Origin of the sequence: Xanthomonas campestris pv. asclepiadis (assembly GCF_020784175.1) — a bacterium.
Taxonomy (GTDB): domain Bacteria; phylum Pseudomonadota; class Gammaproteobacteria; order Xanthomonadales; family Xanthomonadaceae; genus Xanthomonas; species Xanthomonas campestris_D.
In genome coordinates this window covers 1-23,275 of sequence record NZ_JAJGQM010000065.1, presented here as the reverse complement: position 1 = coordinate 23,275, position 23,275 = coordinate 1, and the positions used below count along the sequence as shown (strand labels likewise).

General features: G+C 66.2%; 21 protein-coding genes. 3 read left to right on the top strand and 18 right to left on the bottom strand.

Translation table 11 applies throughout. The features are described from left to right. Positions 1–273: 273 nt before the first annotated feature. The 9 genes from hslU to LL972_RS19925 all read right to left on the bottom strand — a co-directional run bounded on the left by hslU (position 274) and on the right by LL972_RS19925 (position 8,732). Entirely contained in the window at positions 274–1,641 is a 1,368-nt protein-coding gene (gene hslU / locus LL972_RS19965) for an ATP-dependent protease ATPase subunit HslU (RefSeq protein WP_228329069.1), read from the bottom strand. A gap of 100 nt (positions 1,642–1,741) precedes the next feature. Further along, positions 1,742–2,293 (bottom strand): ATP-dependent protease subunit HslV, encoded by a 552-nt coding sequence (hslV, locus tag LL972_RS19960; RefSeq protein WP_005997221.1) that lies wholly within the window; start codon positions 2,291–2,293, stop codon positions 1,742–1,744. A gap of 312 nt (positions 2,294–2,605) precedes the next feature. Next, on the bottom strand, positions 2,606–3,175 hold the full coding sequence (locus tag LL972_RS19955) for a DUF1203 domain-containing protein (RefSeq protein WP_228329068.1): 570 nt from the start codon (positions 3,173–3,175) through the stop codon (positions 2,606–2,608). 161 nt (positions 3,176–3,336) lie between these two features. Beyond that, the gene (xerC, locus tag LL972_RS19950; RefSeq protein ID WP_228329067.1) at positions 3,337–4,224 is read right to left on the bottom strand and encodes a tyrosine recombinase XerC; all 888 of its coding nucleotides are present in this window, start codon (positions 4,222–4,224) and stop codon (positions 3,337–3,339) included. A 78-nt stretch (positions 4,225–4,302) separates the two neighbouring features. Continuing rightward, the gene (locus LL972_RS19945; RefSeq protein WP_228329066.1) at positions 4,303–4,974 is read right to left on the bottom strand and encodes a DUF484 family protein; all 672 of its coding nucleotides are present in this window, start codon (positions 4,972–4,974) and stop codon (positions 4,303–4,305) included. Next, positions 4,974–5,825, bottom strand: a complete 852-nt coding sequence (dapF, locus tag LL972_RS19940) for a diaminopimelate epimerase (protein ID WP_228329065.1) — start codon at positions 5,823–5,825, stop codon at positions 4,974–4,976. Before dapF ends, LL972_RS19945 begins: the two co-directional genes overlap by 1 nt. Then, entirely contained in the window at positions 5,815–6,069 is a 255-nt protein-coding gene (gene lptM / locus LL972_RS19935; protein WP_228329064.1) for an LPS translocon maturation chaperone LptM, read from the bottom strand. Before lptM ends, dapF begins: the two co-directional genes overlap by 11 nt. Positions 6,070–6,108: 39 nt before the next feature. Beyond that, complete coding sequence (locus LL972_RS19930) at positions 6,109–6,507, bottom strand: YbaN family protein (protein WP_228329063.1); 399 nt, start codon at positions 6,505–6,507, stop codon at positions 6,109–6,111. A 110-nt stretch (positions 6,508–6,617) separates the two neighbouring features. After that, entirely contained in the window at positions 6,618–8,732 is a 2,115-nt protein-coding gene (locus LL972_RS19925; RefSeq protein WP_228329062.1) for a S9 family peptidase, read from the bottom strand. A 195-nt stretch (positions 8,733–8,927) separates the two neighbouring features. Between LL972_RS19925 and LL972_RS19920 the strand changes: the two genes are divergently transcribed. Beyond that, positions 8,928–10,112, top strand: coding sequence for a pyridoxal phosphate-dependent aminotransferase (locus LL972_RS19920; protein WP_228329061.1), 1,185 nt, complete (start codon positions 8,928–8,930; stop codon positions 10,110–10,112). A 195-nt stretch (positions 10,113–10,307) separates the two neighbouring features. Here LL972_RS19920 and LL972_RS19915 read toward each other — a convergent pair whose 3' ends face one another. The 3 genes from LL972_RS19915 to LL972_RS19905 all read right to left on the bottom strand — a co-directional run bounded on the left by LL972_RS19915 (position 10,308) and on the right by LL972_RS19905 (position 13,357). Further along, positions 10,308–10,790 carry a hypothetical protein gene (locus LL972_RS19915; RefSeq protein ID WP_228329060.1) on the bottom strand — a complete coding sequence of 161 codons (483 nt, stop codon included), beginning with the start codon at positions 10,788–10,790 and terminating at the stop codon, positions 10,308–10,310. A 94-nt stretch (positions 10,791–10,884) separates the two neighbouring features. Next, a complete protein-coding gene (locus LL972_RS19910; RefSeq protein ID WP_228329059.1) occupies positions 10,885–12,978 on the bottom strand; it encodes a prolyl oligopeptidase family serine peptidase in 2,094 nt (697 codons plus the stop codon). Positions 12,979–13,045: 67 nt separating this feature from the next. After that, positions 13,046–13,357, bottom strand: a complete 312-nt coding sequence (locus LL972_RS19905) for a hypothetical protein (protein ID WP_228329058.1) — start codon at positions 13,355–13,357, stop codon at positions 13,046–13,048. A 300-nt stretch (positions 13,358–13,657) separates the two neighbouring features. Here LL972_RS19905 and LL972_RS19900 point away from each other — a divergent pair, with 300 nt between their 5' ends. Next, positions 13,658–14,227 carry a lipocalin family protein gene (locus tag LL972_RS19900; protein ID WP_104596512.1) on the top strand — a complete coding sequence of 190 codons (570 nt, stop codon included), beginning with the start codon at positions 13,658–13,660 and terminating at the stop codon, positions 14,225–14,227. Positions 14,228–14,251: 24 nt separating this feature from the next. Here the strand turns inward: LL972_RS19900 and LL972_RS19895 are convergent, their stop codons facing one another. Beyond that, on the bottom strand, positions 14,252–15,217 hold the full coding sequence (locus tag LL972_RS19895) for a helix-turn-helix transcriptional regulator (protein WP_228329057.1): 966 nt from the start codon (positions 15,215–15,217) through the stop codon (positions 14,252–14,254). A gap of 294 nt (positions 15,218–15,511) precedes the next feature. On the opposite strand from LL972_RS19895, the gene LL972_RS19890 reads away from it, so the two are divergent. Then, positions 15,512–16,312: a DUF481 domain-containing protein gene (locus tag LL972_RS19890; RefSeq protein WP_228329056.1), complete on the top strand. Its 801-nt coding sequence runs from the start codon at positions 15,512–15,514 to the stop codon at positions 16,310–16,312. Positions 16,313–16,643: 331 nt separating this feature from the next. On the opposite strand, the gene hemC is transcribed toward LL972_RS19890, so the two are convergent. The 5 genes from hemC to mdoH form a co-directional block, all read right to left on the bottom strand. Next, positions 16,644–17,558, bottom strand: a complete 915-nt coding sequence (hemC, locus tag LL972_RS19885) for a hydroxymethylbilane synthase (RefSeq protein WP_228329055.1) — start codon at positions 17,556–17,558, stop codon at positions 16,644–16,646. 128 nt (positions 17,559–17,686) lie between these two features. Then, positions 17,687–18,418, bottom strand: coding sequence for a LytR/AlgR family response regulator transcription factor (locus LL972_RS19880; RefSeq protein ID WP_228329054.1), 732 nt, complete (start codon positions 18,416–18,418; stop codon positions 17,687–17,689). 32 nt (positions 18,419–18,450) lie between these two features. Further along, positions 18,451–19,503 carry a sensor histidine kinase gene (locus LL972_RS19875; protein WP_228329053.1) on the bottom strand — a complete coding sequence of 351 codons (1,053 nt, stop codon included), beginning with the start codon at positions 19,501–19,503 and terminating at the stop codon, positions 18,451–18,453. Between the two features lie 4 nt (positions 19,504–19,507). Continuing rightward, positions 19,508–20,176 carry an alpha/beta hydrolase gene (locus LL972_RS19870; RefSeq protein ID WP_228329052.1) on the bottom strand — a complete coding sequence of 223 codons (669 nt, stop codon included), beginning with the start codon at positions 20,174–20,176 and terminating at the stop codon, positions 19,508–19,510. Positions 20,177–20,338: 162 nt separating this feature from the next. After that, positions 20,339–22,276, bottom strand: coding sequence for a glucans biosynthesis glucosyltransferase MdoH (mdoH, locus tag LL972_RS19865; RefSeq protein WP_228329051.1), 1,938 nt, complete (start codon positions 22,274–22,276; stop codon positions 20,339–20,341). Positions 22,277–23,275: the final 999 nt, after the last annotated feature.

Genomic DNA, 23,275 nt, shown 5'->3' with positions numbered 1-23,275 from the left:
TTTTCAACTAAGCGCCGACCAACTGTCTGGCGCGGTGTCCTCGCCGGTTGCGGGACCGTGTGGCGGCATGGATGCCGACACCGAGCCTCCACGGATGGATTCACGGCGTGTCCCGCAAGCGGTGAGGGCATCGCGCCCTCGACCGACTCGGCTTTTGACTGCATCTGCCAGCATGCATCGTCCCGTGATGCGTTCCTGCCGCGCTTGCACTGCATTTCATGCCAGATGCCATACGCGCATTGCATTCGGCATCTGCGCGCAGGTGCGCTGCGATCAGAGGATGTAGCGGCTCAGGTCCGGATCCTGCACAAGCTCGCCGAGCTGCGCATCGACATAGGCCGCATCGACGGTGACGCTCTGCCCGTCGCGATCCGGCGCTTCGTAGCTCAGCACATCGAGCAGACGCTCCAGCACCGTGTGCAGGCGGCGCGCGCCGATATTTTCCTGCCGCTCGTTGACCTGCGCGGCGATCTCGGCCAGGCGCTCCACCGCATCGGCGCCGAAGGTCAGGGTCACGCCCTCGGTCTGCAGCAAGGCTTCGTACTGCTTGATCAGCGCCGCCTTGGGCTCGGTGAGGATGCGCACGAAATCGGCCTTGGTCAGCGCAGTCAATTCGACGCGGATCGGAAAACGGCCCTGCAATTCGGGAATCAGATCGCTGGGCTTGGCCAGATGGAATGCACCCGACGCGATGAACAGGATATGGTCGGTCTTGACCGTGCCGTACTTGGTCGACACGTTGGAGCCTTCCACCAGCGGCAGCAGATCGCGCTGCACGCCTTCGCGGCTGACATCGCCGCCATTGGAGCCGGCTTCACCACGCTTGGCCACCTTGTCGATCTCATCGATGAACACGATACCGTGCTGCTCGCAGGCCTCGATCGCCGCCGTGCGCACATCGTCTTCGTTGACCAGCTTGCCGGCTTCCTCTTCGATCAGCAGCGGACGCGCGGCCTTGATGGTGAGCTTGCGCTTTTGCGACTTGCCGCTGCCCAGGTTGGAAAACATCTGCCGCAACTGCTGGCCCATTTCCTCCATGCCCGGCGGGGTCATGATGTCCATGCTGGCATTGACCGCCACTTCCAGCTCGATCTCGCGCTCGTCCAGTTCGCCACTGCGCAGCATGCGACGGAACTTGATGCGGGTGTCGTTGTCCTGCGACGAGGGCTCGTTGCGTGCCGCCTCCGGATCGAAGCCGATCCCGGCCGCACGGCGCGGCAGCAGCGCATCCAGGATGCGATCTTCGGCACGTTCTTCGGCCTGGTTGCGCACGCGCACCTTGGCCTGTTCGCGATACAGCTTGACCGAGGTGTCGGCCAGGTCGCGGATGATCTGCTCCACATCCTTGCCGACATAGCCGACTTCGGTAAAGCGCGTGGCTTCGACCTTGACGAACGGCGCATTGGCCAACGTGGCCAGACGCCGCGCGATCTCGGTCTTGCCGACGCCGGTCGGGCCGATCATCAGGATGTTCTTGGGCATCACTTCGTTGCGCAGCTCTTCAGGCAGCTGCATGCGGCGCCAGCGATTACGCAGCGCGATGGCAACCGCACGCTTGGCATCGTGCTGGCCGACGATATGACGGTCGAGCTCCTGCACGATTTCGCGCGGAGTCATGGTTGAGCTATCGGGATTTGGCATTGGGGATTGGGGATTCGTATAAGCGGGGTAGGAACGATCGATGCATGTCCGGGCGCAGGGAGAGGAGCGCGTTTGCGAATCCCCAATCCCAAATCCCAAATCACAGCTCCTCGACCACCACATTGCGATTGGTATAAATGCAGATATCGCCGGCGATGTTGATCGCTTCGGTGGCGATGGTCTTGGCATCGAGCTCGGTGTGCGCCAGCAGCGCGCGGGCGGCCGACAAGGCGTACGAGCCACCCGAACCGATGGCGATGATGCCGTCTTCCGGTTCGATCACGTCGCCGGTACCGCTGATGATCAACGACGTTTCTTTATCGGCGACCGCGAGCAGGGCCTCGAGCTTGCCCAGGCGGCGCTCGGTGCGCCAGTCCTTGGCCAGCTCCACGGCGGCACGGGTCAATTGCCCATGCTTGTCGAGCTTGGCCTCGAACAGCTCGAACAAGGTGAACGCATCGGCGGCGGCACCGGCAAAACCGGCCAGCACCTGCCCCTCACGGCCGAGCCGGCGCACCTTGCGCGCATTGCCCTTCATGACGGTGTGGCCGAGGGTGACCTGGCCATCGCCGGCGACGGCGACATGCCCGCCACGCCGGACCGAGATGATGGTGGTGGCGTGAACGATGTTGGGGTTCTGGCTGGGGTCCATGGGTCCTCCGGGGGTTTCCAAAGAGGTGGGGACGCCCCTGCCGGGTTCAAGCATGCTGCGACCATGCGCCGCATCGAGTGATGAAACGCGTTCAAGCAGATGGATGAAGCGCGCTCACATGCGAGACAGCCGGCGCTGGTGAGCCAGCTTGACAACGCTTGCTGCAGATCGGCATTTTAGATCGGCATTTTGCTGCGGAAGCGCTTGCAGGCGTTCCTCGAGCAGGCGTGCTTCCCGTTTTTATATGGTGTGTTGGGTCTGACGTTGCCTGATCCGTTGCCCAGGTCCAACGTCAAGCCACACGCCGTCGCCTTACTCGACAATTCCATCAAGATCGCCGCCTGCGATGCGATCCGCGCGACACGCGTAACAGCCCTGACGCGCGTGATGCAGGTGCACGTAGGCGATCTGCGCGTCGTCCAGACACGCGTGCAGCCACGCTGCGACGCGTTCGCCTGCACACACCTCGGCGGTCACCAGATGATGGCGATGATCGTAAGCCCGTAGCGAGATCAGCCGCGATCGGATCGCAGCCGGCACTGCATCTGGTTCCAGCTGCGCAAGCACCGCTGCGGCACGCACAAAGATCGGCCCGCTCGCCCGGTACGGCGAATCTGCGGCTTGATGCAGATACGGCAACAGCAGCAACTGCTCGCCTGCGCGCGCGTCCTGCAGGCTGACACGACACGGAAATCCGTGATCGGCATCGGCGATCACGCGCACTGCTTGGTGATTGGTCAACGCAACGTCATCGAGTCCGTGCAGCTGGGCGAACAAGGCCGGATCGAGTCCTGTCAAACGAAACGAGGTCATGGCGATCTTCCAGAGGTGGAAGCACAGCGTGACGCGCGCATGCCGGCCCTGCTCGCCGTCTTCGGACATGGCAGCGCCCGAGTGCGCTCAAGCCCCCCTCCCACCGGGAGAGGGGCTCAAGCGTGCGGTGGTCGGTCAGCGAGGTGCATCAACTGCCTTTGGCTGCACACCATGCAATCGGCAAATCCTTACGCTGCGCACCAGTCAAGCGCAGCATCAGGCGCTGCGCATCACTCAGCAGCTTTCTTGCGCTTTGCCCGCGGATGCGCGGCGTCGTAGACCTTGGCCAGATGCTGAAAATCCAGATGCGTGTAGATCTGCGTGGTGGCGATATCCGAATGCCCAAGCAATTCCTGCACACCGCGCAGATCGCCGGAGGATTCGAGGATGTGACTGGCAAAACTGTGCCGCAGCATATGCGGATGCACGTCCTTGAACATACCCTGGCGCACCGCCAGTTGCTTGATGCGGATCTGCACTGCGCGTTGCGAAATGGCTCCGCCGGCGCGGCCGGGGAACACATGCGTGTCGGCGCGCCCGCCGCTGTCGCGCAGCCATTCGCGCAGCGCGCCGATCGCATGCGACCCCACCGGCACCAGGCGCTGCTTGCCGCCCTTGCCGAGCACCATCACCAACCCGCTGTCCAGATCCAGGTCGCGCCAGCGCAGCGCGCAGAGCTCGCTCAGGCGCAGCCCGGACGAATAGAACAGCTCCAGCAAGGCGCGATCGCGCAGGCCCAGCGGCGCATCGGTCGGCACCTCGACCAGGCGCACCGCCTCATCGGCATCCAGTACCTGCGGCAATTTACGTGGCGCCTTGGGCGCACGCATCGCCGCGGCCGGACTCGCCGCAATGCGGCCGTGCTTGAGCAACCAGGCGTAGTAACTGCGGCATGCCGACAGCCGGCGCTGCAGGCTTTTGGGCGACAACCCGCGCCGGTGCTCGGCCGCGACGAATTGCCGCAACTGTGCGCTCTCCAGCTGCGCAACATCGTCGATGGCCTGTTCGCCGGCCCAACCCACCAACGCGGCAAGATCGCGCCGATAGGCATCCAGCGTATGCGCAGACACCTGCCGCTCGACCTGCAGATACGCCAGGAAATCATCGACCGACGCCACCTCAGACTCCTGGTTGCCACGCCATCGGCGCGGCCATCCAGCGCAGGCGGCACGCATCGGCGCACGCCGCGCTGTGCATCATGTATCGAAGCGCTGCAATGCCACGCTCAAGGACTCGCCCATCATGCGCAGGAACAAGGTACCCATGCCGGGATAGAAGCGGTTGGCGTCGCTGCTGCCGACCGCAATCAGGCCGATGCCGGGCAACGGCAGCAGCGCGGTGGATTGCACATCGGCGGCTTGGCCGGCATACAGCAGCGCATGTTTTTCCGCCTGCAGGCGGCCGCAGATCGGCTCGCCGTCGCTGAGGCAGTCGCGGAACGGGGCAAGCCGCGCGTCGTCGGCGACGATGACCTGCAGCCAGTCGGCATCCAGACCGGCGACCGGCTTGAGCAACACCAGCCGCACCAGTTCGCCGTTGAAATCCTCCGCCAGCGAGGCGGCCATCGCCTTGAGCGTGTCGGCCGCGCTGGTCTGGCGCATCAGCGCCAGGGTCAGTTGATGCGTGCGCACCGCAAGGCGCTCGTTGTCCTGCGCATTGTGGCCAAGCTCGTGCAGGCGCCGCGACAGTTCGCGATTCTTGTCGCGCAGCACTTCCAGCTGATAGGTGGCCAGCGACGCGGTCGGGCCGTCGTCGCGCGGTACCAGCAGACTCACCGCCAGGTCGGGGAACTGCTTGAGGAAGGTCGGGTGGCGCCGCAACCAGGTTGCCACTTCGTGCGCGCTGAATTTGTCCGTGTTCTCGCTCATCAGTTCCACTCTCCATCGAAGACGAACACGGCCGGGCCTGACATCACCACCTGCTGTTGGTCGCCGTTCCAGCGGATGCGCAGTTCGCCGCCGGGCAAGGACACCTGCACGTCGCGCTCGACACGGCCGCGCTGCATCAGCACCACCGCCGCCGCGCATGCACCGCTGCCGCAGGCCAGGGTTTCGCCGACGCCGCGCTCGAACACGCGCAGGCGCACGTGCGTGGGGTCGACGATCTGCACGAAGCCGACGTTGACCGAGTCGGGAAACGCGGCGTTCTGCTGCAACAGGCCGCCGACGCGCTCTACCGGCGCCGCGTCCACCCGCCCCACTTCCACCACTGCATGCGGGTTGCCCATCGACACCGCGCCAAAGCGCACGGTTTCGCCATGCACCGGCAGCGCGTATTCCTCGCGCGCGCGCGCAAAGCCGGCCAGCGGGATCTGTGTCGGCTCGAATTGCGGCACGCCCATCTCCACCGCGTAGGTGCCGGCGTCCAGACGCTGCACGCGGTGGGAGGTGAACGGGCTATCGATGACGAACGCATCGCCCTGCGCAGTGCCGTCGCGCACCAGCCAGGCCGCCACACAGCGCGCGCCGTTGCCGCATTGGCGGGCGGCCGAGCCATCGGAATTCCAGATGCCATAAGCGGCCACCGCCTCGCTGCTACGCGGGTTCTCGATGGTCAGGATCTGGTCGCAGCCCACCCCGAAATGGCGGTCGGCCAGATGTGCGGCCAACGCGGCATCCGGCGGCGGCGTGCCGTCGCGCAGGTCCAGCACCACAAAATCGTTGCCGGCGCCATGCATTTTGGTGAAACGCAGACGCCCGCTGCGACCGTCAGCGCTCATTGCCGCTGCTAGCGGGCTGGTCGGTGGTGGGTGCGGGCTGCGGATCGGTGTTCACCGGCGCAGGCGCAGGCGAGGACTCGTCCAGCGGTTGCGGCGCGTCCGGCGGCTGCGGCACGGGCCGGGCTTCCACCGGCACCGGCTTCTGCGGCATCACCAGCGGGCCCTTGTTGCCGCAGGCGGCAAGCAGGACAAAGGTCGCACCAACCAGTGCGAGGCGAACAGATGGTCGGGACAGAATGCTCATGCGCCGAAGTATAGCCAGAACACCCTGACTGCCGTGCGCTCAGCGCGGCGCGGAGATCGCGCGCGGCGGCGGCTCGGGGCGCAGCCACAACCAGATCGCCACCACCGCCATGCTGCCGATCGACACGCACTTGACCCAGAACACCGGCACGCACCACAGCATGATGGCGGCGCACACGCTCATGGTGAGCGTGGCCATCCACTTGGCCTTGCGGCTGACTGCACGATAGGTCTGCCATTCGACGATCGCCGGGCCGAAGCGCGGGTGCGAGAGCAGCCAGTTGTGCAGGCGCTCGGAGCCGTGCGAGGCGGCCCAGGCGGAAATCAGGATGAAGACGGTCGTCGGCAGGCCGGGCACGAAGATACCGACGATGCCGGTGGCCAGGCTGGCGTAGGCCAGCAACCACCAGGCCCAGCGGAATCGAGTCGGTCGCGTCATGGGTAAATGATACGGCCAGTGGGCGTTGAGGTGGCCCGGGAGTTGGCGTTAGACCCTGCCACCTGCTCTTACCAATCCCAACTCCCGACTCCCCAATCCCCGCCCCTCAACTACCTGACCCCAAGCTGCTCCAGCACAAACGCATACGACTCGGCGAGTTCGCGGTAGCGGCGGAAGCGACCTGACTTGCCGCCATGGCCGGCTTCCATGTTGGTGCGGAAGACGATCGGCTGGGTGCCGGTATTGTCGTCGCGCAGCTTGGCCACCCACTTGGCGGGCTCCCAGTACTGCACCTGCGAATCCCACAGGCCGGTGCCGACGAACAAGGCCGGATAGGCCTGCCTGGTCACGTTGTCATACGGGGAGTAGGACAGCATGTAGTCGTAATAGGTCTTCTTTTCCGGGTTGCCCCACTCGTCGTATTCGTTGGTGGTCAGCGGGATGCTGGCATCGAGCATGGTGGTGACCACATCGACGAACGGCACCTGCGCCACCATCACGCGGTAGTCCTGCGGGGCCATGTTGGCCACCGCGCCCATCAGCAATCCACCGGCGCTGCCGCCGGAGGCGGCGACGCGATCCTTGGCGGCATAGCCCTGTTCCACCAGGCCGCGGGTGACGTCGATGAAATCGGTGAAGGTGTTCTTCTTGTGCAGCAGCTTGCCGTCGTCGTACCACTGGCGGCCCATTTCCTGGCCGCCGCGGATGTGCGCGATGGCATACACCACGCCACGGTCCAGCAGGCTGATCGCCGGCAGGTTGAAGGCCGGGTCCATCGACATGCCGTAGCTGCCGTAGGCGTACTGGAACAACGCCGCAGTGCCGTCCTTCTTGAAGCCCTGCTTGTACACCAGCGACACCGGCACCTTGACGCCGTCGCGCGCGGTCACCCAGACGCGCTCGGTGACGTACTTGCCGGCGTCGTAACCGATCACCGGCTGCTGCTTGAGCAACTTGCGCTCGCCGGTCTGCGTATTGAGTTCGTACGTCGTGGCCGGCGTGGTCAGCGAGGTGTAGCTGTAGCGCAACCACTCGGTGTCCGGCTCGGAATTGATCGCCAGGCCCATCGAATAGGCAGGCTCGTCGGCCTTGACGTACTCCTGGCTGCCGTCGCGCTTGAGCAGGCGCACGCGCTCCAGGCCGCCGGAACGCTCTTCGATGGCGGTGAAGCCATCGAACAGCTCGAAGTTTTCGATATAGACCTTGTCATCGTGCGCCACCCAGTCGGTCCACTGCTTGCGCGTGGTAGCGTCGGTGGGTGCGGTCACCAGCTTGAAATTCTTGGCACCATCGGCATTGGTGCGGATCACCCAGCGGCCGTCGAAATGCTCGGGGTGATACTCGACATCGCGCTGGCGCTTGGCCAGCAGCGTGAACCGCTCGGGATTATCGGCCGGCGCGTAACGCGTCTCCGACGACACCGTGCTTTCCACGCCGATGGTGATGTACTTGTCGTCGCGGGTACGGCCGATACCCATGTAGAAGCTGTCGTCCTTCTCCTCGTAGACCAGCACGTCGTCCTTGGCGGGCGTGCCCAGCACGTGTTTCTTCACGCGCACGGTGAGCAGCGTTTCCGGATCGTTTTCGACATAGAACAGGGTCTTGTTGTCGTCGGCCCAGACCACGTTGGCCGACACGCCTTCCACCGTGTCCGGGTAGATCTCGCCGGTGTCCAGGTTCTTGAAGCGGATCGTGTACTGGCGGCGGCCCACCGCATCGTCGGCCCAGGCCAGAATGCGATTGTCCTGACTGACTTCCGCATCGCCGACACTGAAGTAACCCTTGCCCTGCGCCATCTGGTTGACGTCGAGCAGGATCTGTTCCGGCGCGTCCATGCTGCCCTTGCGGCGTGCCTGGATCGGGTAGTCCTTGCCGGCTTCGAAGCGCGTGTAATACCAGTAGCCACGCTCGCGATACGGCACGCTGGCGTCGTCCTGCTTGATGCGCCCGACGATCTCGGTATACAGCGTGTCTTCCAGCGGCTTGAGCGGCGCCATCACCGTGTCGGTGTAGGCGTTCTCGGCATTGAGATAGGCCAGCATCGCCTTGTCCTCACGCTTGTCGTCGCGCAACCAATAGTAGTCGTCGTTGCGGGTGGCACCGAACGGGGCCTTGACCACATGCGGACGCTTGGCCACGTCCGGCGGCGACGGCAGAGCTGCGAAGGCGGAAGGAACAGATGTGGTCATCAGGCTGGCGATCAGAAAAGAGAGGACAGGCTTCATCAGATTGGGGTCCGTTGGATGAACGCAATGCCATCCCAGCGCCCGAGTGTAGAAGAGACCGGCGCGCAGCGTCATGTGCCGGGGTCTGGTCGCGCGCGCGCGATCGCGAAGTCCCGAGGCCCGCTCTCCAGACGATCGTGTGTGCCATCGCGGCAATAACAAAACCCGTGCCGCCGCTGGTCTACCATCGTGTCGATGGATACCACGCCTCCGCTTTCCTCCGGTTACAGCCGCCGCAGCCAGGACATCGCCCCGTTTCATGTGATGGCGCTATTGGCGCGCGCCAACGCGCTGGAACAGGCCGGCCAAGATGTGATCCACCTGGAGATCGGCGAACCGGATTTCACCACCGCCGCCCCGATCGTCGCGGCCGGACAGGCCGCACTGGCGGCGGGACATACCCGCTACACCGCTGCACGCGGCCTGCCCGCGTTGCGCGCCGCCATCGCCGGCTTCTATGCCCAGCGTTATGGCTGCGATCTCGACCCGGAACGGATCCTGGTCACGCCGGGCGGCTCCGGTGCATTGCTGCTGGCCAGCAGCCTGCTGGTCGACCCGGACAAACACTGGCTGCTCGCCGACCCCGGCTATCCGTGCAACCGGCACTTCCTGCGCCTGGTCGAAGGCGCCGCGCAACTGGTGCCGGTCGGCGCAGACACCGATTACCAACTGACACCAGGGCTGGTCGAGGCCTGTTGGAACGTCGACAGCGTCGGCGCATTGGTCGCCTCGCCGGCAAATCCCACCGGCAGCGTGCTGTCGCGCGCGCAACTTGCCGGCTTGTCGCAGGCGCTGCATGCACGCGGCGGCCACCTGGTGGTGGACGAGATCTACCACGGCCTGACCTATGGCATGGACGCGCACAGCGTGCTGGAAGTGGACGACAGCGCCTTCGTGCTGAACAGTTTTTCCAAGTACTTCGGCATGACCGGCTGGCGCCTGGGCTGGCTGATCGCCCCGCCCGCGGCGGTGCCCGAGCTGGAAAAACTCGCGCAGAATCTTTACATCAGCGCCTCCACGATTGCCCAGCACGCCGCGCTGGCCTGCTTCACGCCCGACAGCATCGCCATCTTCGAAGCCCGCCGCGCCGAGTTCCAGCAACGCCGCGACTATCTGCTGCCGGCGCTACGCCAGCTCGGCTTCGACATCGCCGTCGAACCGCAGGGCGCGTTCTATCTCTACGCCGACATCAGCGCATTTTCGGACGATGCCCAGGCCTTCTGTGCGCATTTCCTGGAGACCGAGCACGTCGCCTTCCCCCCCGGCATCGACTTCGGCGTCCACCGCGCCAACCAGCACGTCCGCATCGCCTATACGCAAAGCCTGCCGCGCCTTGAGCAGGCGGTAGAACGGATTGCACGGGGTTTGCAACGTCTTTGATCGAACCAGCGCCAGTGCGCACGGCGCATCTCTTCAAGCAGCGCCTAGCCGTGGCCGTAGGTTCACTGCATCAGGAATGCATCTCTTCTACGTGCGCACTTACCCTCATCCGCCCTTCGGGCACCTTCTCCCGATGGGAGAAGGAAACGGCCAGGTGCCGCAGCGCTCCTGATCAACCGCAACGCGCGTCACCACTCACCTCTGCGCGGCGCAGCCATTCAGATCGAAGAATTGCCGTGCAATGTCCAACCGCTGATCGGGCTCGGCCCGGTACCACACCGCTTCGCGCAAGTCGGGCAACAGAAAGTGCGCTGGTGCTGGTGCGCCAAGGCGCGGCACCTCGCTGAAGACACGATAGTCCACATCTGTACCGATATAGCTGACATCGCCCAACGGTCGCGGCCCGCCGTCGGGGTCTGGCGCATGCCACCCCGGCGCAGTGACGTCGGTCGTCGAGGCCATATGCTGACTTCCGTCGCTGCCACCATTCCATGGCAGAAACCACGCATCCAGGCCCGAGCTTGTGGAGTGCAACCGCAACGCCAAATGTGATGGCCACTGCGGGCCGCTGGCGACCTGATGGAATTCGGCACGCACGTCGGGGTGATCACGCAGCACGTAGTGCGCATCCTGAGCAGCACAGCCGCTCAATGCCAAAGCAACCATCAGCGCCAGCATCGACCACTCTCCGACTAGGTCAATCGATCGCAAAACATCCAAAACAACACGGGCACGCCGACCATTGCCGGCGCGCCCGTATCGGTTCATCAACTCAATCCGCCAACCGCTCCCACAGGAAGCTATACGCCAGCGCTGCCATGTGCGCTGCCTGCGCATTGTTGGCCGCGCCGCCGTGGCCGCCTTCGATGTTCTCGTAGTAGGTCACGTCCTTGCCGGCCTCGATCATCTTGGCAGCCATCTTGCGCGCGTGGCCCGGATGCACGCGGTCGTCGCGCGTGGAGGTGAGGAAGATCACCGGCGGATAGGTCTTCTTCGGATCGAACAGGTGATACGGCGAGAAGGTCTGGATGAATTTCCAGTCGTCGGTATCCGGGTTGCCGTATTCGGCCATCCAAGAGGCACCGGCCAGCAGATGGCTGTAGCGCTTCATGTCCAGCAGCGGTACCTGCACCACCACCGCGCCGAACAGCTCCGGATACTGGGTCAGCATGTTGCCGGTCATCAGGCCGCCGTTGCTGCCGCCCTGCACGCCCAGATGCCTGGTCGAGGTGATCTTGCGCGCGACCAGGTCCTTGGCCACCGCGGCCATGTCTTCATAGGCCTTGTGGCGGTTCTGCTTGAGCGCGGCCTGGTGCCAGCGCGGACCGTATTCGCCACCGCCGCGGATGTTGGCCACCACGTAGACGCCGCCCTTCTCCAGCCAGGCGCGGCCCAGTCCGCCGGAATAATTCGGCGTCATCGAAATCTCGAAACCGCCGTAGCCGTACAGCAGGGTCGGCGCGCTGCCATCGAGCTTCAACGCCTTGGGCCGCACCAGGAAATACGGCACGCGGGTGCCGTCCTTGCTGGTGGCGAAGTGCTGCTCGATGCTGTCCTTGCCGGCATCGAAGAACGCCGGCATGGACTTGAGCGGCTGCGGCGCGCTGCCCACGTCCACCCACGACAAGGTGGTCGGGGTCAGGTAGTCGGTGACGGTCAACCACAGCGCGTCGCTGTCGTCGCTGTCCACCGCGCCGACATCGACGGTGCCGAATGCCGGTGCACTGACGAAGGCGCTCTTCTTCCAGCCATCCTGCGTGGGCGTGATCACGCTCAGGCGGTTCTTGACGTCTTCCAGCACGTTCAACACCAGGTGCGACTTCGTCCACGCCGTGCCGGCCAGCGACGTGCTGTCGGTAGGCTCGAACAGCACCTCGAAGCTGCGCTTGCCGGCCATGAAGTCGTCAAACCGCGTCGCCAGCAACGAGCCGGCCTTGTAGGTCTTGCCGCCCACGGTCCACGGGTCGCGCAGCTCCAGGGTCAGCCATTGCCGCTTGACCGACTTGCTGGCCGAGTTGGGCGCATCCACCTTCACCAGCTTGCCGTCGGCACCCTTGAGGTACAGCTCTTCGTTGTAGAAGGCCAGCGTGCGGCTGACGAAATCGCGCTCGAATCCGGGCGTGTCGTCGTGCATCGCGGCGATGTACATGTCGGTCGGCTTGCCCTCGTACACCACCGTGGCGGCGCTGAGCGGGGTGCCGCGCTTCCATTGCTTGGCGATGCGCGGATAGCCGGAGCTGGTCATCGTGCCGGCACCGAAATCGGTGAACACGTAGACGGTGTCCTGGTCGATCCAGCCCAGCCCGCCCTTGGATTCGGGGCGGAAGAAGCCGTCCTTGACCCACTGTTTGCCGGCCAGGTCGAACTCGCGGGTGACATCGGCATCGGCGCCGCCGCGCGACAGCGCGATCAGGCAGCGCTGGTAATCCGGGCGCAGGCAGTCGGCGCCGTGCCAGACCCAGTTCTCGCCTTCGGCCTTGTTGAGCGCATCCAGGTCCAGCACCGTTTCCCACTTGGGCGCCGGCTTGCGGTATTCGTCCAGCGTGGTGCGCCGCCACAGGCCGCGCTCGTGCTGCTTGTCCTTCCAGAAGTTGTAGTAGTACTTGCCGATCTTCTGCACGCCGGGAATCTTCGCGTCCGAATCCAGCACTTCGCGGATGCTGGTCTCCATCTGCTTGAAGGCCGGCGTGGCGGCCAGGCGCGCCTCGGTCTTGGCGTTCTGGGCCTTGACCCAGTCCAGCGACTTGGCGCCGGAGACATCTTCCAGCCAGGCGTAGGGATCGTTGGACACGGCGGTTTCCTCTGCAGAGACGGCGCCAGCGGTGATCAGACCGGCAACCAGGCAGATCGAGGCGAGTTTGGACATGAATGTTTCCGGGAGAACGAACGCCGGGAACGTAGCATAGCCCTCCGCCGCCCGACCCTGCCGAAGGTCAGGCCGCGCGCGCCTGTGTCGCCGCACGCGAAGCGCTGCGTCGCCGTTGCGCCTGCGGCCCGCGCCGACGTGCCGCGCCGCGTCGCGCACCGGGCCGCACCAGGGTCGGCAACGCGAACCGGTGCAGGCTCCACCAGGCCAGCATCGGCATGCCGACCAGCCACAGCGGCAGCCAGCCGATCCATTCGCTGTGGCCGCGCGCGGCCGGCCATACCAGCACCAGGGCCAGGCCGGCCAGGGCGATCTGCCGGACCGGGCGCAGCACGCGTGGGTCGGGACGTTCGGAACGACGGGAAGGACGAATCGACATGGCGGCACTCCGTGGCAGGAAGGATCGGAACAGGCCGGCAGGATTGCCTGCGCCCATCTCACCGGCTGCGACCTGGCTGCGAAACCAGCAAAAAGCTCCGGCGCCAAGATGCTCCGGCGCGGCAGCAGCGGCACTCCACCAGCACCGCCAAGGCCCCGATGGCGCCCTCTTCCGCACCCAGACCCAGTCCCCGGATGCCGCGTAGGAGGCAGCCGCGTGCGCCAGACCCGACCGTTGACGCGAACTTGCCCCCCTGCATGCGGTAGTGTGCTGCTCCAACTGCCCCTTTGTGATGTTGCGATGCGCCTGACCGTTACGATCGCCCTCGCTTTTCTGTTCGTCCTCGGCCTGCCCGTGGCATCTGCCAAGGACACGCCTGCCAGCGAGCCGGCGGTCGATCTGTCCAAGATCATGGGCACCTGGTACGTGATTGCGCGTATGCCCAACCCGGTGGAGCGTGGCCACGTCACCAGCCGCGACGAGTACACCCTGGTCGAAGACGGCAAGGTGGCGGTGCGCTATCTGTACCGCGAGGGCTTCGGCGAGCCGGAAAAAGAGGTCAACGCGCGCGCCTCGGTGGACGCCGAGAGCGGCAACCGCGATTGGCGGGTGTGGTTCTACAAGGTCATTCCGGCCAAGCAGCGCATCCTGGAAATCGCACCAGACGGTTCTTGGATGCTGATTTCCTACCCCGGCCGCGACCTGGCCTGGATCTTCGCGCGCAAGCCGGACATGAGCCGCGACCAGTACCGCAAGCTGGTCGACAAGATGCGCGACGACTATTCCATCTACACCGACAAGCTCAAGCGCGTGCCGCAGTTGCGCGAGCAGGTGGATCGCCTGGGTTTTGAAGTGCCGAACAAGCGCTGAAGCACGCTCAGTCGTGAAGCACGCTCAGTCGTAATTGCTCAATGCCAGCGACAGCAGCGCCTTGGCCTGCTCGCGCAGCGAGACCGGCTCGACGATCTCCGCATCCGAGCCGTAATGCAGCACGTCCATCAGCAGCTCGCGCGAGTTGCTGTACGGCACCTTGAGCTCGTAACGGCCATCGGCCAGAAAGCGGCCCTGCTGCTTGGAATGCCAGTGCTCGTCGGCAACCCAGCGCGCGGCCTTGGCGCTGAACACGATGGTGGCCCAGCCCTTGGGCGCGCCGGAAAAGATGCCGTAGCTGGCCGCCAGCTGCGCGTCCAGCTCACTGTCGGGCACATCGCGCGGCACGCTCTCGAGCAGCCGCGCGTGGTTGATGCGATCCACCGCAAAGCTGCGCACGCCATCGCGGCCGTGGTCCCAGGCGTCCAGATACCAGTTGTCGCGGTAGTGGGTGATGCGCTGCGGAGACACGGTGCGCTTGGTCGATTCGTCGGTGGAGCGGGCGCGGTAATCGAAGCTGAGCTGCTTGAGCTCCAGCACGCCGGAAGCCACGGTGCGGAAGCTGGCTTCGTCCAGCTTGCGGCCGCGGTGCGGAATTACCCGCACCCGGTCCACCGGCCATTGCGACACGCCGGCCTGGGCGGCCAGCAGCCCTTCAATGCGTTGCTGCAGCGGCGCCAGCATCGAGGACAACACCCCGCCGCCGGTGCGCGCAAGCAGTTGCTGAGACGCCAGCAGCGCGTGCAGCTCTTCCGAACTCAGCCACAGGCCGGGCAGTTCGAAGCGATCGCTTTCGCCGGAGAGATAGCGGAACCCCGATTCGCCGTCGCCTTCCACCGGCGCCATCAGCGCATCGCGCAGGAACGCCAGATCGCGATACACGGTTGCGCGGGAACAGCTCAGCTCATCCTGCAGCCGCGCCACCGTGACCGGGTAGCGTGCCGACTTGAGCAAGCGATGCAGGGAGTTGATGCGTTCGTAGCGGTCCATGCGTCGATTATGTCCGAGTCTCTGGGTGGCGGGGTGAGCGTCGCTGTCTGGCCGCGATCATGCCTGGATCGGCGCCGCCGTGACGTGCCCGTTTTGGCCCGCTCGTTCGCCTGCATTGCGCGAGCCGGATCTGCTTACAACGTGCGCAACCGGGCCAGTGGCTGCCGTTCCGGAGCCAGCGCCCCAACCTCTTCTGAAGCGCAGCGTTCACTTGCTCATGACGCAGCCGCTCAGTCCGTTATCATGAAATCGCTTTCACCCTCTTTCGCCCCTGTCCTCCAAAGCGAGCCGCCCATGTCCCGCCGTGCCCCGTTGTCTGCCCTTCTGCCGCTGTTGTTGATCACGCCCACCGTCTGGGCCCAGGCAGTCGCACCGGCACCGGTGGACCCCGCTGCCGCCGTGATGCCATCGCCTTGGAGCGGGAGCAGTGGCGAGCTCGGCTACGCAGCCGCCCATGGCAACAGCACCACCGACAGCCTCAACGGCCGGGTCCGCTTGCGCTACACAGACGGCGACTGGATCCACAGCCTGGACGCTACCGCGCTGCGGTCGAGCTCGGAGTACACCAATACCAACGACGATGGCAGCACCGAACGCGAACGCCAGACCACCGCCGAGCGCTACACCGGCAGCGTGGGCAGTGCGTTGCAGCTGGGCGAACACCGCCAGCTCACCGCCACCGGCCGCTACGAACACGACGACTTCGCCACCTACGACCGCCTGGCCACCTTCGGTATCGGTTACGGCACGCGCCTGATCGATGCCGAGCGCTTCTATCTGGATGCGCAGATCGGCCCGGGTATCCGGCGCGCGCACAACAGCGACGAAGACCGCAACGAGACCGGCCTGATCGGGCGCGGGCTGTTCGACCTCAAGTACACCGTCACCGACAACACCGACCTGATCAACACGCTGCTGGTGGAATCGGGCGAATACAATACCTATGCGCAGAACGATTTCGGCGTGCAGGTCAGCATGAACTCGCACTTTGCGCTCAAGGCCGCCTGGCAGATGCGTCACAACAGCGAGGTCAGCGACGGCGACAAGAAGACCGACACGCTGACCACCGTGAACCTGGTCTACACGTTCAAATAAGCAACCGCGCCTCGTAGGAGCGGACCTGGCCGCGAGGAGCCTTCCCGGTAAAGCCCCTCGCGGCCGGGGCCGCTCCTACGAAGATCGGCGCCTTTGGCGGATAGGCCGCGACGCGGCGGTGTATCGCCGCCACGTTCGAATCCGCAGCAACCGCGCCCTGGAGCGGACCTGGCCGCGATGGGCTTTCCCGGTAAAGCCTCTCGCGGCCGGGGCCGCTCCTACGAGGAGCGGGTGTTGCGTGAGTGCGGTATTGCTTGCTTGGCGGCGAGGGCTGGACTTGCACCTGCCGCCGCGTCGATGCCGTTGCGTTACAGGTGACGCGGCGGCGTGTTTACAGCTCCGCCAGCAGCTGCGCGGCGCCCTTGTCGAACAGGCCTTGCGCCACCAGGCGGCCCAGTGCCTCGGTGTCGTCGGCACTTCCGTGCGCCTTGGCGTGGATCAGGCGACCATCGCTGGCGCTGCCGACCATGCCCTGCAGAAACAGGCCCTGCCCTTCCCAGCGCGCGAACGCCGCCACCGGTACGTGGCAGCTGCCATGCAGCGCGCGATTCATTGCCCGCTCCGCTTCCACGCAGGCGCGCGTGCGGCCGGCATCCAGCACCGCCAGCAGGCCGTGGATGCGCGCGTCGTCGCCACGGCATTCCACCGCCACCGCGCCCTGGGCCGGCGCCGGCAACCAGTCGGGGACGTCCAGGCGCGCGGTGATGCGTGCATCCAGGCCCAGCCGCTGCAGGCCGGCGCAGGCCAGCACGATGGCGTCGTAGCCGCCGTTGTCGAGCTTGGCCAGGCGGGTGTTGACGTTGCCACGCAGGTCGACCAATTCCAGATCCGGGCGCGCGGCGCGCAACTGCGCCTGTCGCCGCAGGGAGGACGTACCCACGCGTGCGCCCAGCGGCAGCGCCTGCAAGCTGGCGTAGAGATTGGAGACCAGCGCATCGGCGGCATCGCCGCGCTCCATGATCGCCGCCAGCACGAAGGGCGCGTCCAGCTCCATCGGCACATCCTTGAGCGAATGCACGGCGCAATCGGCCTCGCCGCGCAGCATCGCCAGCTCCAGCTCCTTCAGGAACAGGCCCTTGCCGCCGATCGCGGCCAGCGAGCGATCCAGTACCTCGTCACCGCGCGTGCTCATCGGCACCAGCGCGACCTCCAGCCCGGGATGGTGCTGGCGCAGCGCGGTGGCGACGTGTTCGCTCTGCCAAAGGGCGAGCGGGCTCTTACGGGTAGCGATGCGGAGCGTGGTCATGGGGCCATTATCACGGAGCGGGCGCGGAACGCCTACCTGGAGCGCACGCTGACGCCCGCGGCACCCGCCGCTGACGACCAACGCACCTCACCACACGCGGCATGACACGCTCTGCGGCATGACACGCTCTAACGCAACTGCTCGCGCAGGCTGGCCACGCAGCGACGGCTCACTTCCAGGGGGTGCGGCACGTTGCGCAGCACCGCATGCACCTGGCCATCGCCGCTGCGGCGCAGTTCCACCAGCTCGGCGCGGGCGACCAGGCAATTGCGGTGGATGCGCACCAGGCGGTCGGCGAATTCGTCTTCCAGCGATTTGAGCGACTCTTCGATCAGGTCCTCGCCACGGCTGTGGTGGACGATGACGTATTTTTCCTCGGCCTGCAGGTAGCGGATGTCGCCAATGGCGATCAGCCGCAGGCTGCCGCGCAGGCGTGCGCACAGGTGCGTGCGCAGTGGTGGCGGCGTGGCGCTGGGGGCGCGCCCGGCCAGAAAGGTGGCCACCTTTTCCAGCGCGGCGGCCAGGCGTTCGGGGCGCACCGGTTTCATCAGGTAGTCCAGCGCAGAGGCATCGAAGGCCGACAGCGCATGCTGGTCGTAGGCGGTGCAGAACACCACCGCTGGCTGCGGCTGGTTCTGGCGCAGCAGGCGCGCGGTTTCCAGGCCGTCGACACCGGGCATGGCGATGTCCAGCAGCACCAGATCCGGATGCAGGTGGTGGCACTGCTGCAGCACCTGCTGGCCGTTTTCGGCCTCGCCGATCACCTCGACGTGCGGATGTTCGCCCAGCAGCATGCGCAGGCGCTCGCGCGCCAGTGGCTCGTCATCGGCGATCAGCACCCGCACTTGCGTGGCCGTCATGGACATCCCCCTTCGCTGCAGCGACTCCCCCGTCACGGCAGCGGCAATGTGATCTCACACGCATAGTAGCCCTCGGCCCAGCTGGCCGCCATCCGTGCCCCGGCACCGAACTGGAATGCCAGCCGGTGCGAGATGCTGGCCTGGGCGTGCCCGGCCCCGGCGACTAGCGGCAACTGGGTGCCCGGCTGCGGGGCGGGATTGACGATACGGATCTGTAACTGGTTATCGCGCTGGCGCAGCGACAGGTACAGCGTGCCGCCCTCGGGCATGCGCGAGACGCCATGCAGCACGGCGTTTTCCACCAGCGGCTGCAGCACCAGGCGCGGCATCGGCAGCTCCCATGGCAACGGCTCCTGCCGGTGCCAGCGCACCTGCAGGCGCTCGCCCAGGCGCAGTGATTCGATCGCCAGATAGCGCTCGGCCAGTTCGCATTCGGCGCGTAATGTGGACACGCCTTCGCCGGCACCGAGCGCGGCGCGGAACAGATCCGACAGATCCAGCACCGCCTGCTCGGCCACCACCGGGTCGCGGCGCAACAGGCTGGCGATGAGATTCATGCTGTTGAACAGGAAGTGCGGGCGGATGCGCGCCTGCAAGGCATCGGCCTGGGCGCGCGCATTGGCCTGCACCTGCGCTTCCCAGCGGTCGCTGACGTAGAAGTAGCGCAGTGCCAGCGCGGTGATCAGCACCACCGTCGCCGCGCTGCCCAGGGTGAAACGCCAGAAGCCGACCAGGGGACCAAGCGGGGCCTGGTCGAGCGCCGCATACAGGGCGTGCACGATACCGGCGCCGAGCATGGCCACCACCGCGGCGATCGACAGCGCGGCCAGCGCGCCCACGCGTGGCGGCAGCCGCGACAACGAAGGCCGCAGCACGCACAGCAGCACGCTGACCGCCAGCGCCAGCCACAGCGCCAGGCCGCTGGCCGAGACAAAGCGCGACACGGTGATAGTGCGCGCCGCACCGGCGTCGGGCACCAGGGTCACCACCAGCACCACCAGTTCGGCCAGGCCCAGCATGGCGCCCAACCGCGGCAGCCGGCACAGGTCCGGCATCCAGGCGATCCGGGGCGCGTGCTGGGCCATGGCCTCAGGCGGCGGTGAAGCGCGCCTGCATCCAGTTGCGCAAGGCCTCGATCTCTTCCAGGCAGACCTGGTGGCCCATCGGGTAGGTATGCCAGTCCAGTTCGAAGCCGAGCGTGCGCAGGGTCTGCATGCTGGCCTGGCCGGCACCGAACGGCACCACCGGATCGGCGGTGCCGTGGGCCATGAACACCGGTTGGCGGGCGGCAGCCGGCTGCAGCTGGCTGGCGGCCGCCGCCGGGTCCGGCAGGTAGGTGGACAGGGCGATCAATCCGGCCAGCGGCACGCGGCGCTGCAGCCCGACCGCCAGCGTCACCGCGCCGCCCTGTGAGAACCCGGCCAGCAGCAGGCGCTCGGGGGCGATGCCGCGGGATTGCTCGTGGGCGATCAACGCCTCGACCTGGGCCACCGATTCGGCGATGCCGGCCTTGTCGGCACGCGTGGCGAAATCCATGCCGACGATGTCGTACCAGCCGCGCATGCGCACGCCGTTGTTGATGGTGATCGGGCGGATCGGCGCATGCGGAAACACGAAGCGCAGCGCTGGCCACTGCGGGCGCACCAGTTCCGGCACCATCGGTGCGAAGTCGCTGCCATCGGCGCCCAGGCCGTGCAGCCACAGCACGGTCCATTGCGGGTTCGGTCCGGTCTCGCGTTCGATCACTTCCAGCATCATCCAGCTCCGCTTGCGGGCTGGGCATTATGCCTTGCGCCATCGGCCTCGCCGCTCACGGACCGGCCAGGCGACATGCGCGTGACCCGGGTCGGCTACCTGTCGCGGCCTGCCTGGCGGGTAGGTCACGCTGCGCATCGCTACCGCCATGCGCCCGGCGCGCACTCAGATCAACGACGGCTCCAGCGCGGCGGCGCGGCGCAGCTCGGCGGCGCGCACCAGCACCTTGGGCGGATCGAGCTCTTCGGGAATGCAGAAAATACCGGCGCGGCGCAGGCCCAGGCCGGTGCGGCGCAACGAGGTCAACGCCACCACCGGGATCGACACCGCCATGCCCACGATCACCGGCGCCATCCAGGCCGCCAGCGACGGCGACACCGTATAGGCCACCGCCCCCATGAACAGGCCGAACACGGTCAACCCGCCGTAGCTGCGCAACAGCGCCGGCCACGACAGCTTGCCGTCGTCGCGCACCTGCGCATCCCACCCCGAATCCCTGCCGGCCAGCACTTCGAACACGCCGCGCGACTGCAGGTACATCACCACCGGCGCCATCAGGGCCGCCAGCACGGTTTCCAGCAGGATGCTCAGCAGCGCGCGGATGGCGCCGCCGCAGGCGCGCAGCTCGCGCGGGTTGAGCAGCAGCGCGATGTAGCCGAGCAACTTGGGCGCCAGCAGCACGAACATGGTGCAGACGAAGATCCAGATCGCATTGCCCTGGCTGCTGCCATGCCAGTAGCGGGCAGGCGAGAACGGCAGGTCGCCGGCCAGATCGATGCCGCCACCGGCCAGCGGAATACCGATGCCGATCAGCATCAGCAGGCCCCACATCGGCGCGGTGAAGTAATGCCCGATGCCGATCAGCATGTGCATGCGGCTGATCCAGTGCAGGCCCTTGGCGCCAACCACCTTGGCGTGCTGCAGGTTGCCCTGGCACCAGCGGCGGTCGCGGATCAGCAAGTCGGTCAGCGTGGGCGGGCCTTCCTCGTAGCTGCCCTGCAGGTAGGGCACCATGTGCGTGGCCCAGCCGCCACGCCGCATCAGCGCCGCTTCGACGAAATCGTGGCTGAGCACATGGCCGCCGAACGGCTTGCGCCCGCGCAGCGACGGCAGGCCGGCGTGGTCGGCGAAGGCCTGGGTACGGATGATGGCGTTGTGGCCCCAGTAATTGCTCTCGGCACCGTGCCACCAGGCCACGCCGAAGGCGATGATCGGCCCGTACACGCGCCCGCCGAACTGCTGCATGCGGGCAAACAGGGTCTGCCCGTTGACCACCGCCGGCAGGGTCTGGATCAGGCCCACGTCCGGATTGTTTTCCATGCCGGCGACCAGCCGAACGATGGTGTCGCCGGTCATCACGCTGTCGGCGTCAAGAATCAGCATCTGCGGGTAGTTGCCGCCGAAACGGCGCACCCAGTCGGCGACATTGCCGGCCTTGCGTGCGGCATTGTCGGCGCGGCGGCGGTAGAAGATGCGCCCGTGTCCGTCGACGCGATCGCACAGCTCGTTGTAGACCAGTTCTTCGGCAGCGCCGATATGCTCACGGGTGGTGTCGCTGAGCACGAAGAAGTCGAAATGCTCCAATTGGCCGGTTTCGGCCACCGATTCGTAGATCGCCTGCAGGCCGGCGAGCAGGCGGCGCGGGTCTTCGTTATAGGTCGGCATCAGCAACGCAGTGCGCGTGTGCAGGGTCGGCAGCGGAGCGTCCGGGTCGATGCCGAGCTTGCGTCCGGCGCGCGCCACCACGGTGACAAAGCCGGCCACCGCGCTAGCGAAGGACATCGCGATCCAGGCAAACAGCAGCACGAACAGGCCGAGCAGGCAGCCTTCCAGCACGCTGAGGCCGTCGGGCCAAAGCACACTCAGCATCACCCACACCGCCACTGCGGTGGTGGCGACGGTGCCGCCAATCAGATAGAAACGTCGCAGGCCGATGCCAACCGGCGCGGTGCGCTGATGCGGCACCTGCAGGCGGCCTTCGCGCAAGGATTGCTCGGGCATGGCCAGCGGCGCTTCCGGTGGCAGCGTGGGCTGACCGGCGTCGAGGGCAGAAATAGGGGGAAGATCGGTTGGTGCGGGGGAAAGAGTCACTGTGCCATCCATCAAGGCTGCCCGCCGCGCGATCGCGGCAGTGTGGGCTGAAGCGGAAGATCCCTACCCGCTACGCGTGGCGCCGTCGCCGCACGCACTCTGGTCCGGGCGAGCCCGGCGGTGCGCGACCACGTCGCAGAATTAGCAGCTCTAAGACCACTCCGATGCACAAGCTCTCCTGGCTGCGACGATGACGCCGCGGCTCATCTTAAAGAATCGACCGTTAAAGGAAACGAAGGCCGCGCTGCAGTCTTCGCCCCACCTGACGAGGACCGCGCGGCAGACTACGACGCAGCGACCGAACGCTACCCCAACAGATTGCAGTCTGGCACGCGTGCTGTCACGGGCGTCAGACCACGCTGTCGTGTCAGACAAATGCAATAGATGTGCCAGGAGACGCAATCGGTTGTAGCGACAGCCTGCCGGCGCTGGCGATCGCGGCGATGACGCTGACCGGATTGCGACGGCAGGCGCGCGCCATGGGGTCTCGAAATCAGCGCTATAGGCCCGCGCCGACCTTGTTCTGGCCACGGGCGGTGCGTTCCGCACCCTGTAACCGCTTCAAGACAACCGGGATTCTCGCGTCGGTGCCGCGTCTAGATGCAGTCAGAAAGCCAGGTCAAAAGCCTGGCCAGTCGAGGGCGCGGCGCCCTCACCGCTCGCGGGACACGCCGTGAACCCGTCCCTGGGGACCGTGTGGCGGCATCCATGCCGCCACACGGTCCCGCAAGCGGCGAGGACACCGCACCAGACAGTTGGACGGCTGTTTTCTTGAAAGCGTGTTGCCCGCGGAGAGCAAACGAGGCGTTTGCAAGTCGCGTGTTGGAGGCCTGTCTGCCGCTCGGCTTGCACGGGGCACTGATCGGACGCAACGTGATTCGAACAACGCACGCCATGCCCTGCTTGCACCACGCACACCGCCATCTCGACTGGTCCTTGCCCGCCCACCGTCGCGGGACCTTGAGCGGCATGGATGCCGCGCCAGAGCCTTATCTGTTCGGATTCTGGCAG

What these genes read in the sequence shown, in the direction of transcription:
- hslU (WP_228329069.1), bottom strand. Translation starts at nt 1,641, where the DNA reads ATGCCAAATCCCGATAGCTCAACCATGACTCCGCGCGAAATCGTGCAG.
- hslV (WP_005997221.1), bottom strand. Translation starts at nt 2,293, where the DNA reads ATGGACCCCAGCCAGAACCCCAACATCGTTCACGCCACCACCATCATC.
- LL972_RS19955 (WP_228329068.1), bottom strand. Translation starts at nt 3,175, where the DNA reads ATGTCCGAAGACGGCGAGCAGGGCCGGCATGCGCGCGTCACGCTGTGC.
- LL972_RS19945 (WP_228329066.1), bottom strand. Translation starts at nt 4,974, where the DNA reads ATGAGCGAGAACACGGACAAATTCAGCGCGCACGAAGTGGCAACCTGG.
- dapF (WP_228329065.1), bottom strand. Translation starts at nt 5,825, where the DNA reads ATGAGCGCTGACGGTCGCAGCGGGCGTCTGCGTTTCACCAAAATGCAT.
- lptM (WP_228329064.1), bottom strand. Translation starts at nt 6,069, where the DNA reads ATGAGCATTCTGTCCCGACCATCTGTTCGCCTCGCACTGGTTGGTGCG.
- LL972_RS19930 (WP_228329063.1), bottom strand. Translation starts at nt 6,507, where the DNA reads ATGACGCGACCGACTCGATTCCGCTGGGCCTGGTGGTTGCTGGCCTAC.
- LL972_RS19925 (WP_228329062.1), bottom strand. Translation starts at nt 8,732, where the DNA reads ATGAAGCCTGTCCTCTCTTTTCTGATCGCCAGCCTGATGACCACATCT.
- LL972_RS19920 (WP_228329061.1), top strand. Translation starts at nt 8,928, where the DNA reads ATGGATACCACGCCTCCGCTTTCCTCCGGTTACAGCCGCCGCAGCCAG.
- LL972_RS19915 (WP_228329060.1), bottom strand. Translation starts at nt 10,790, where the DNA reads ATGCTGGCGCTGATGGTTGCTTTGGCATTGAGCGGCTGTGCTGCTCAG.
- LL972_RS19910 (WP_228329059.1), bottom strand. Translation starts at nt 12,978, where the DNA reads ATGTCCAAACTCGCCTCGATCTGCCTGGTTGCCGGTCTGATCACCGCT.
- LL972_RS19905 (WP_228329058.1), bottom strand. Translation starts at nt 13,357, where the DNA reads ATGTCGATTCGTCCTTCCCGTCGTTCCGAACGTCCCGACCCACGCGTG.
- LL972_RS19900 (WP_104596512.1), top strand. Translation starts at nt 13,658, where the DNA reads ATGCGCCTGACCGTTACGATCGCCCTCGCTTTTCTGTTCGTCCTCGGC.
- LL972_RS19895 (WP_228329057.1), bottom strand. Translation starts at nt 15,217, where the DNA reads ATGGACCGCTACGAACGCATCAACTCCCTGCATCGCTTGCTCAAGTCG.
- LL972_RS19890 (WP_228329056.1), top strand. Translation starts at nt 15,512, where the DNA reads ATGTCCCGCCGTGCCCCGTTGTCTGCCCTTCTGCCGCTGTTGTTGATC.
- hemC (WP_228329055.1), bottom strand. Translation starts at nt 17,558, where the DNA reads ATGACCACGCTCCGCATCGCTACCCGTAAGAGCCCGCTCGCCCTTTGG.
- LL972_RS19880 (WP_228329054.1), bottom strand. Translation starts at nt 18,418, where the DNA reads ATGACGGCCACGCAAGTGCGGGTGCTGATCGCCGATGACGAGCCACTG.
- LL972_RS19875 (WP_228329053.1), bottom strand. Translation starts at nt 19,503, where the DNA reads ATGGCCCAGCACGCGCCCCGGATCGCCTGGATGCCGGACCTGTGCCGG.
- LL972_RS19870 (WP_228329052.1), bottom strand. Translation starts at nt 20,176, where the DNA reads ATGATGCTGGAAGTGATCGAACGCGAGACCGGACCGAACCCGCAATGG.
- mdoH (WP_228329051.1), bottom strand. Translation starts at nt 22,276, where the DNA reads ATGGATGGCACAGTGACTCTTTCCCCCGCACCAACCGATCTTCCCCCT.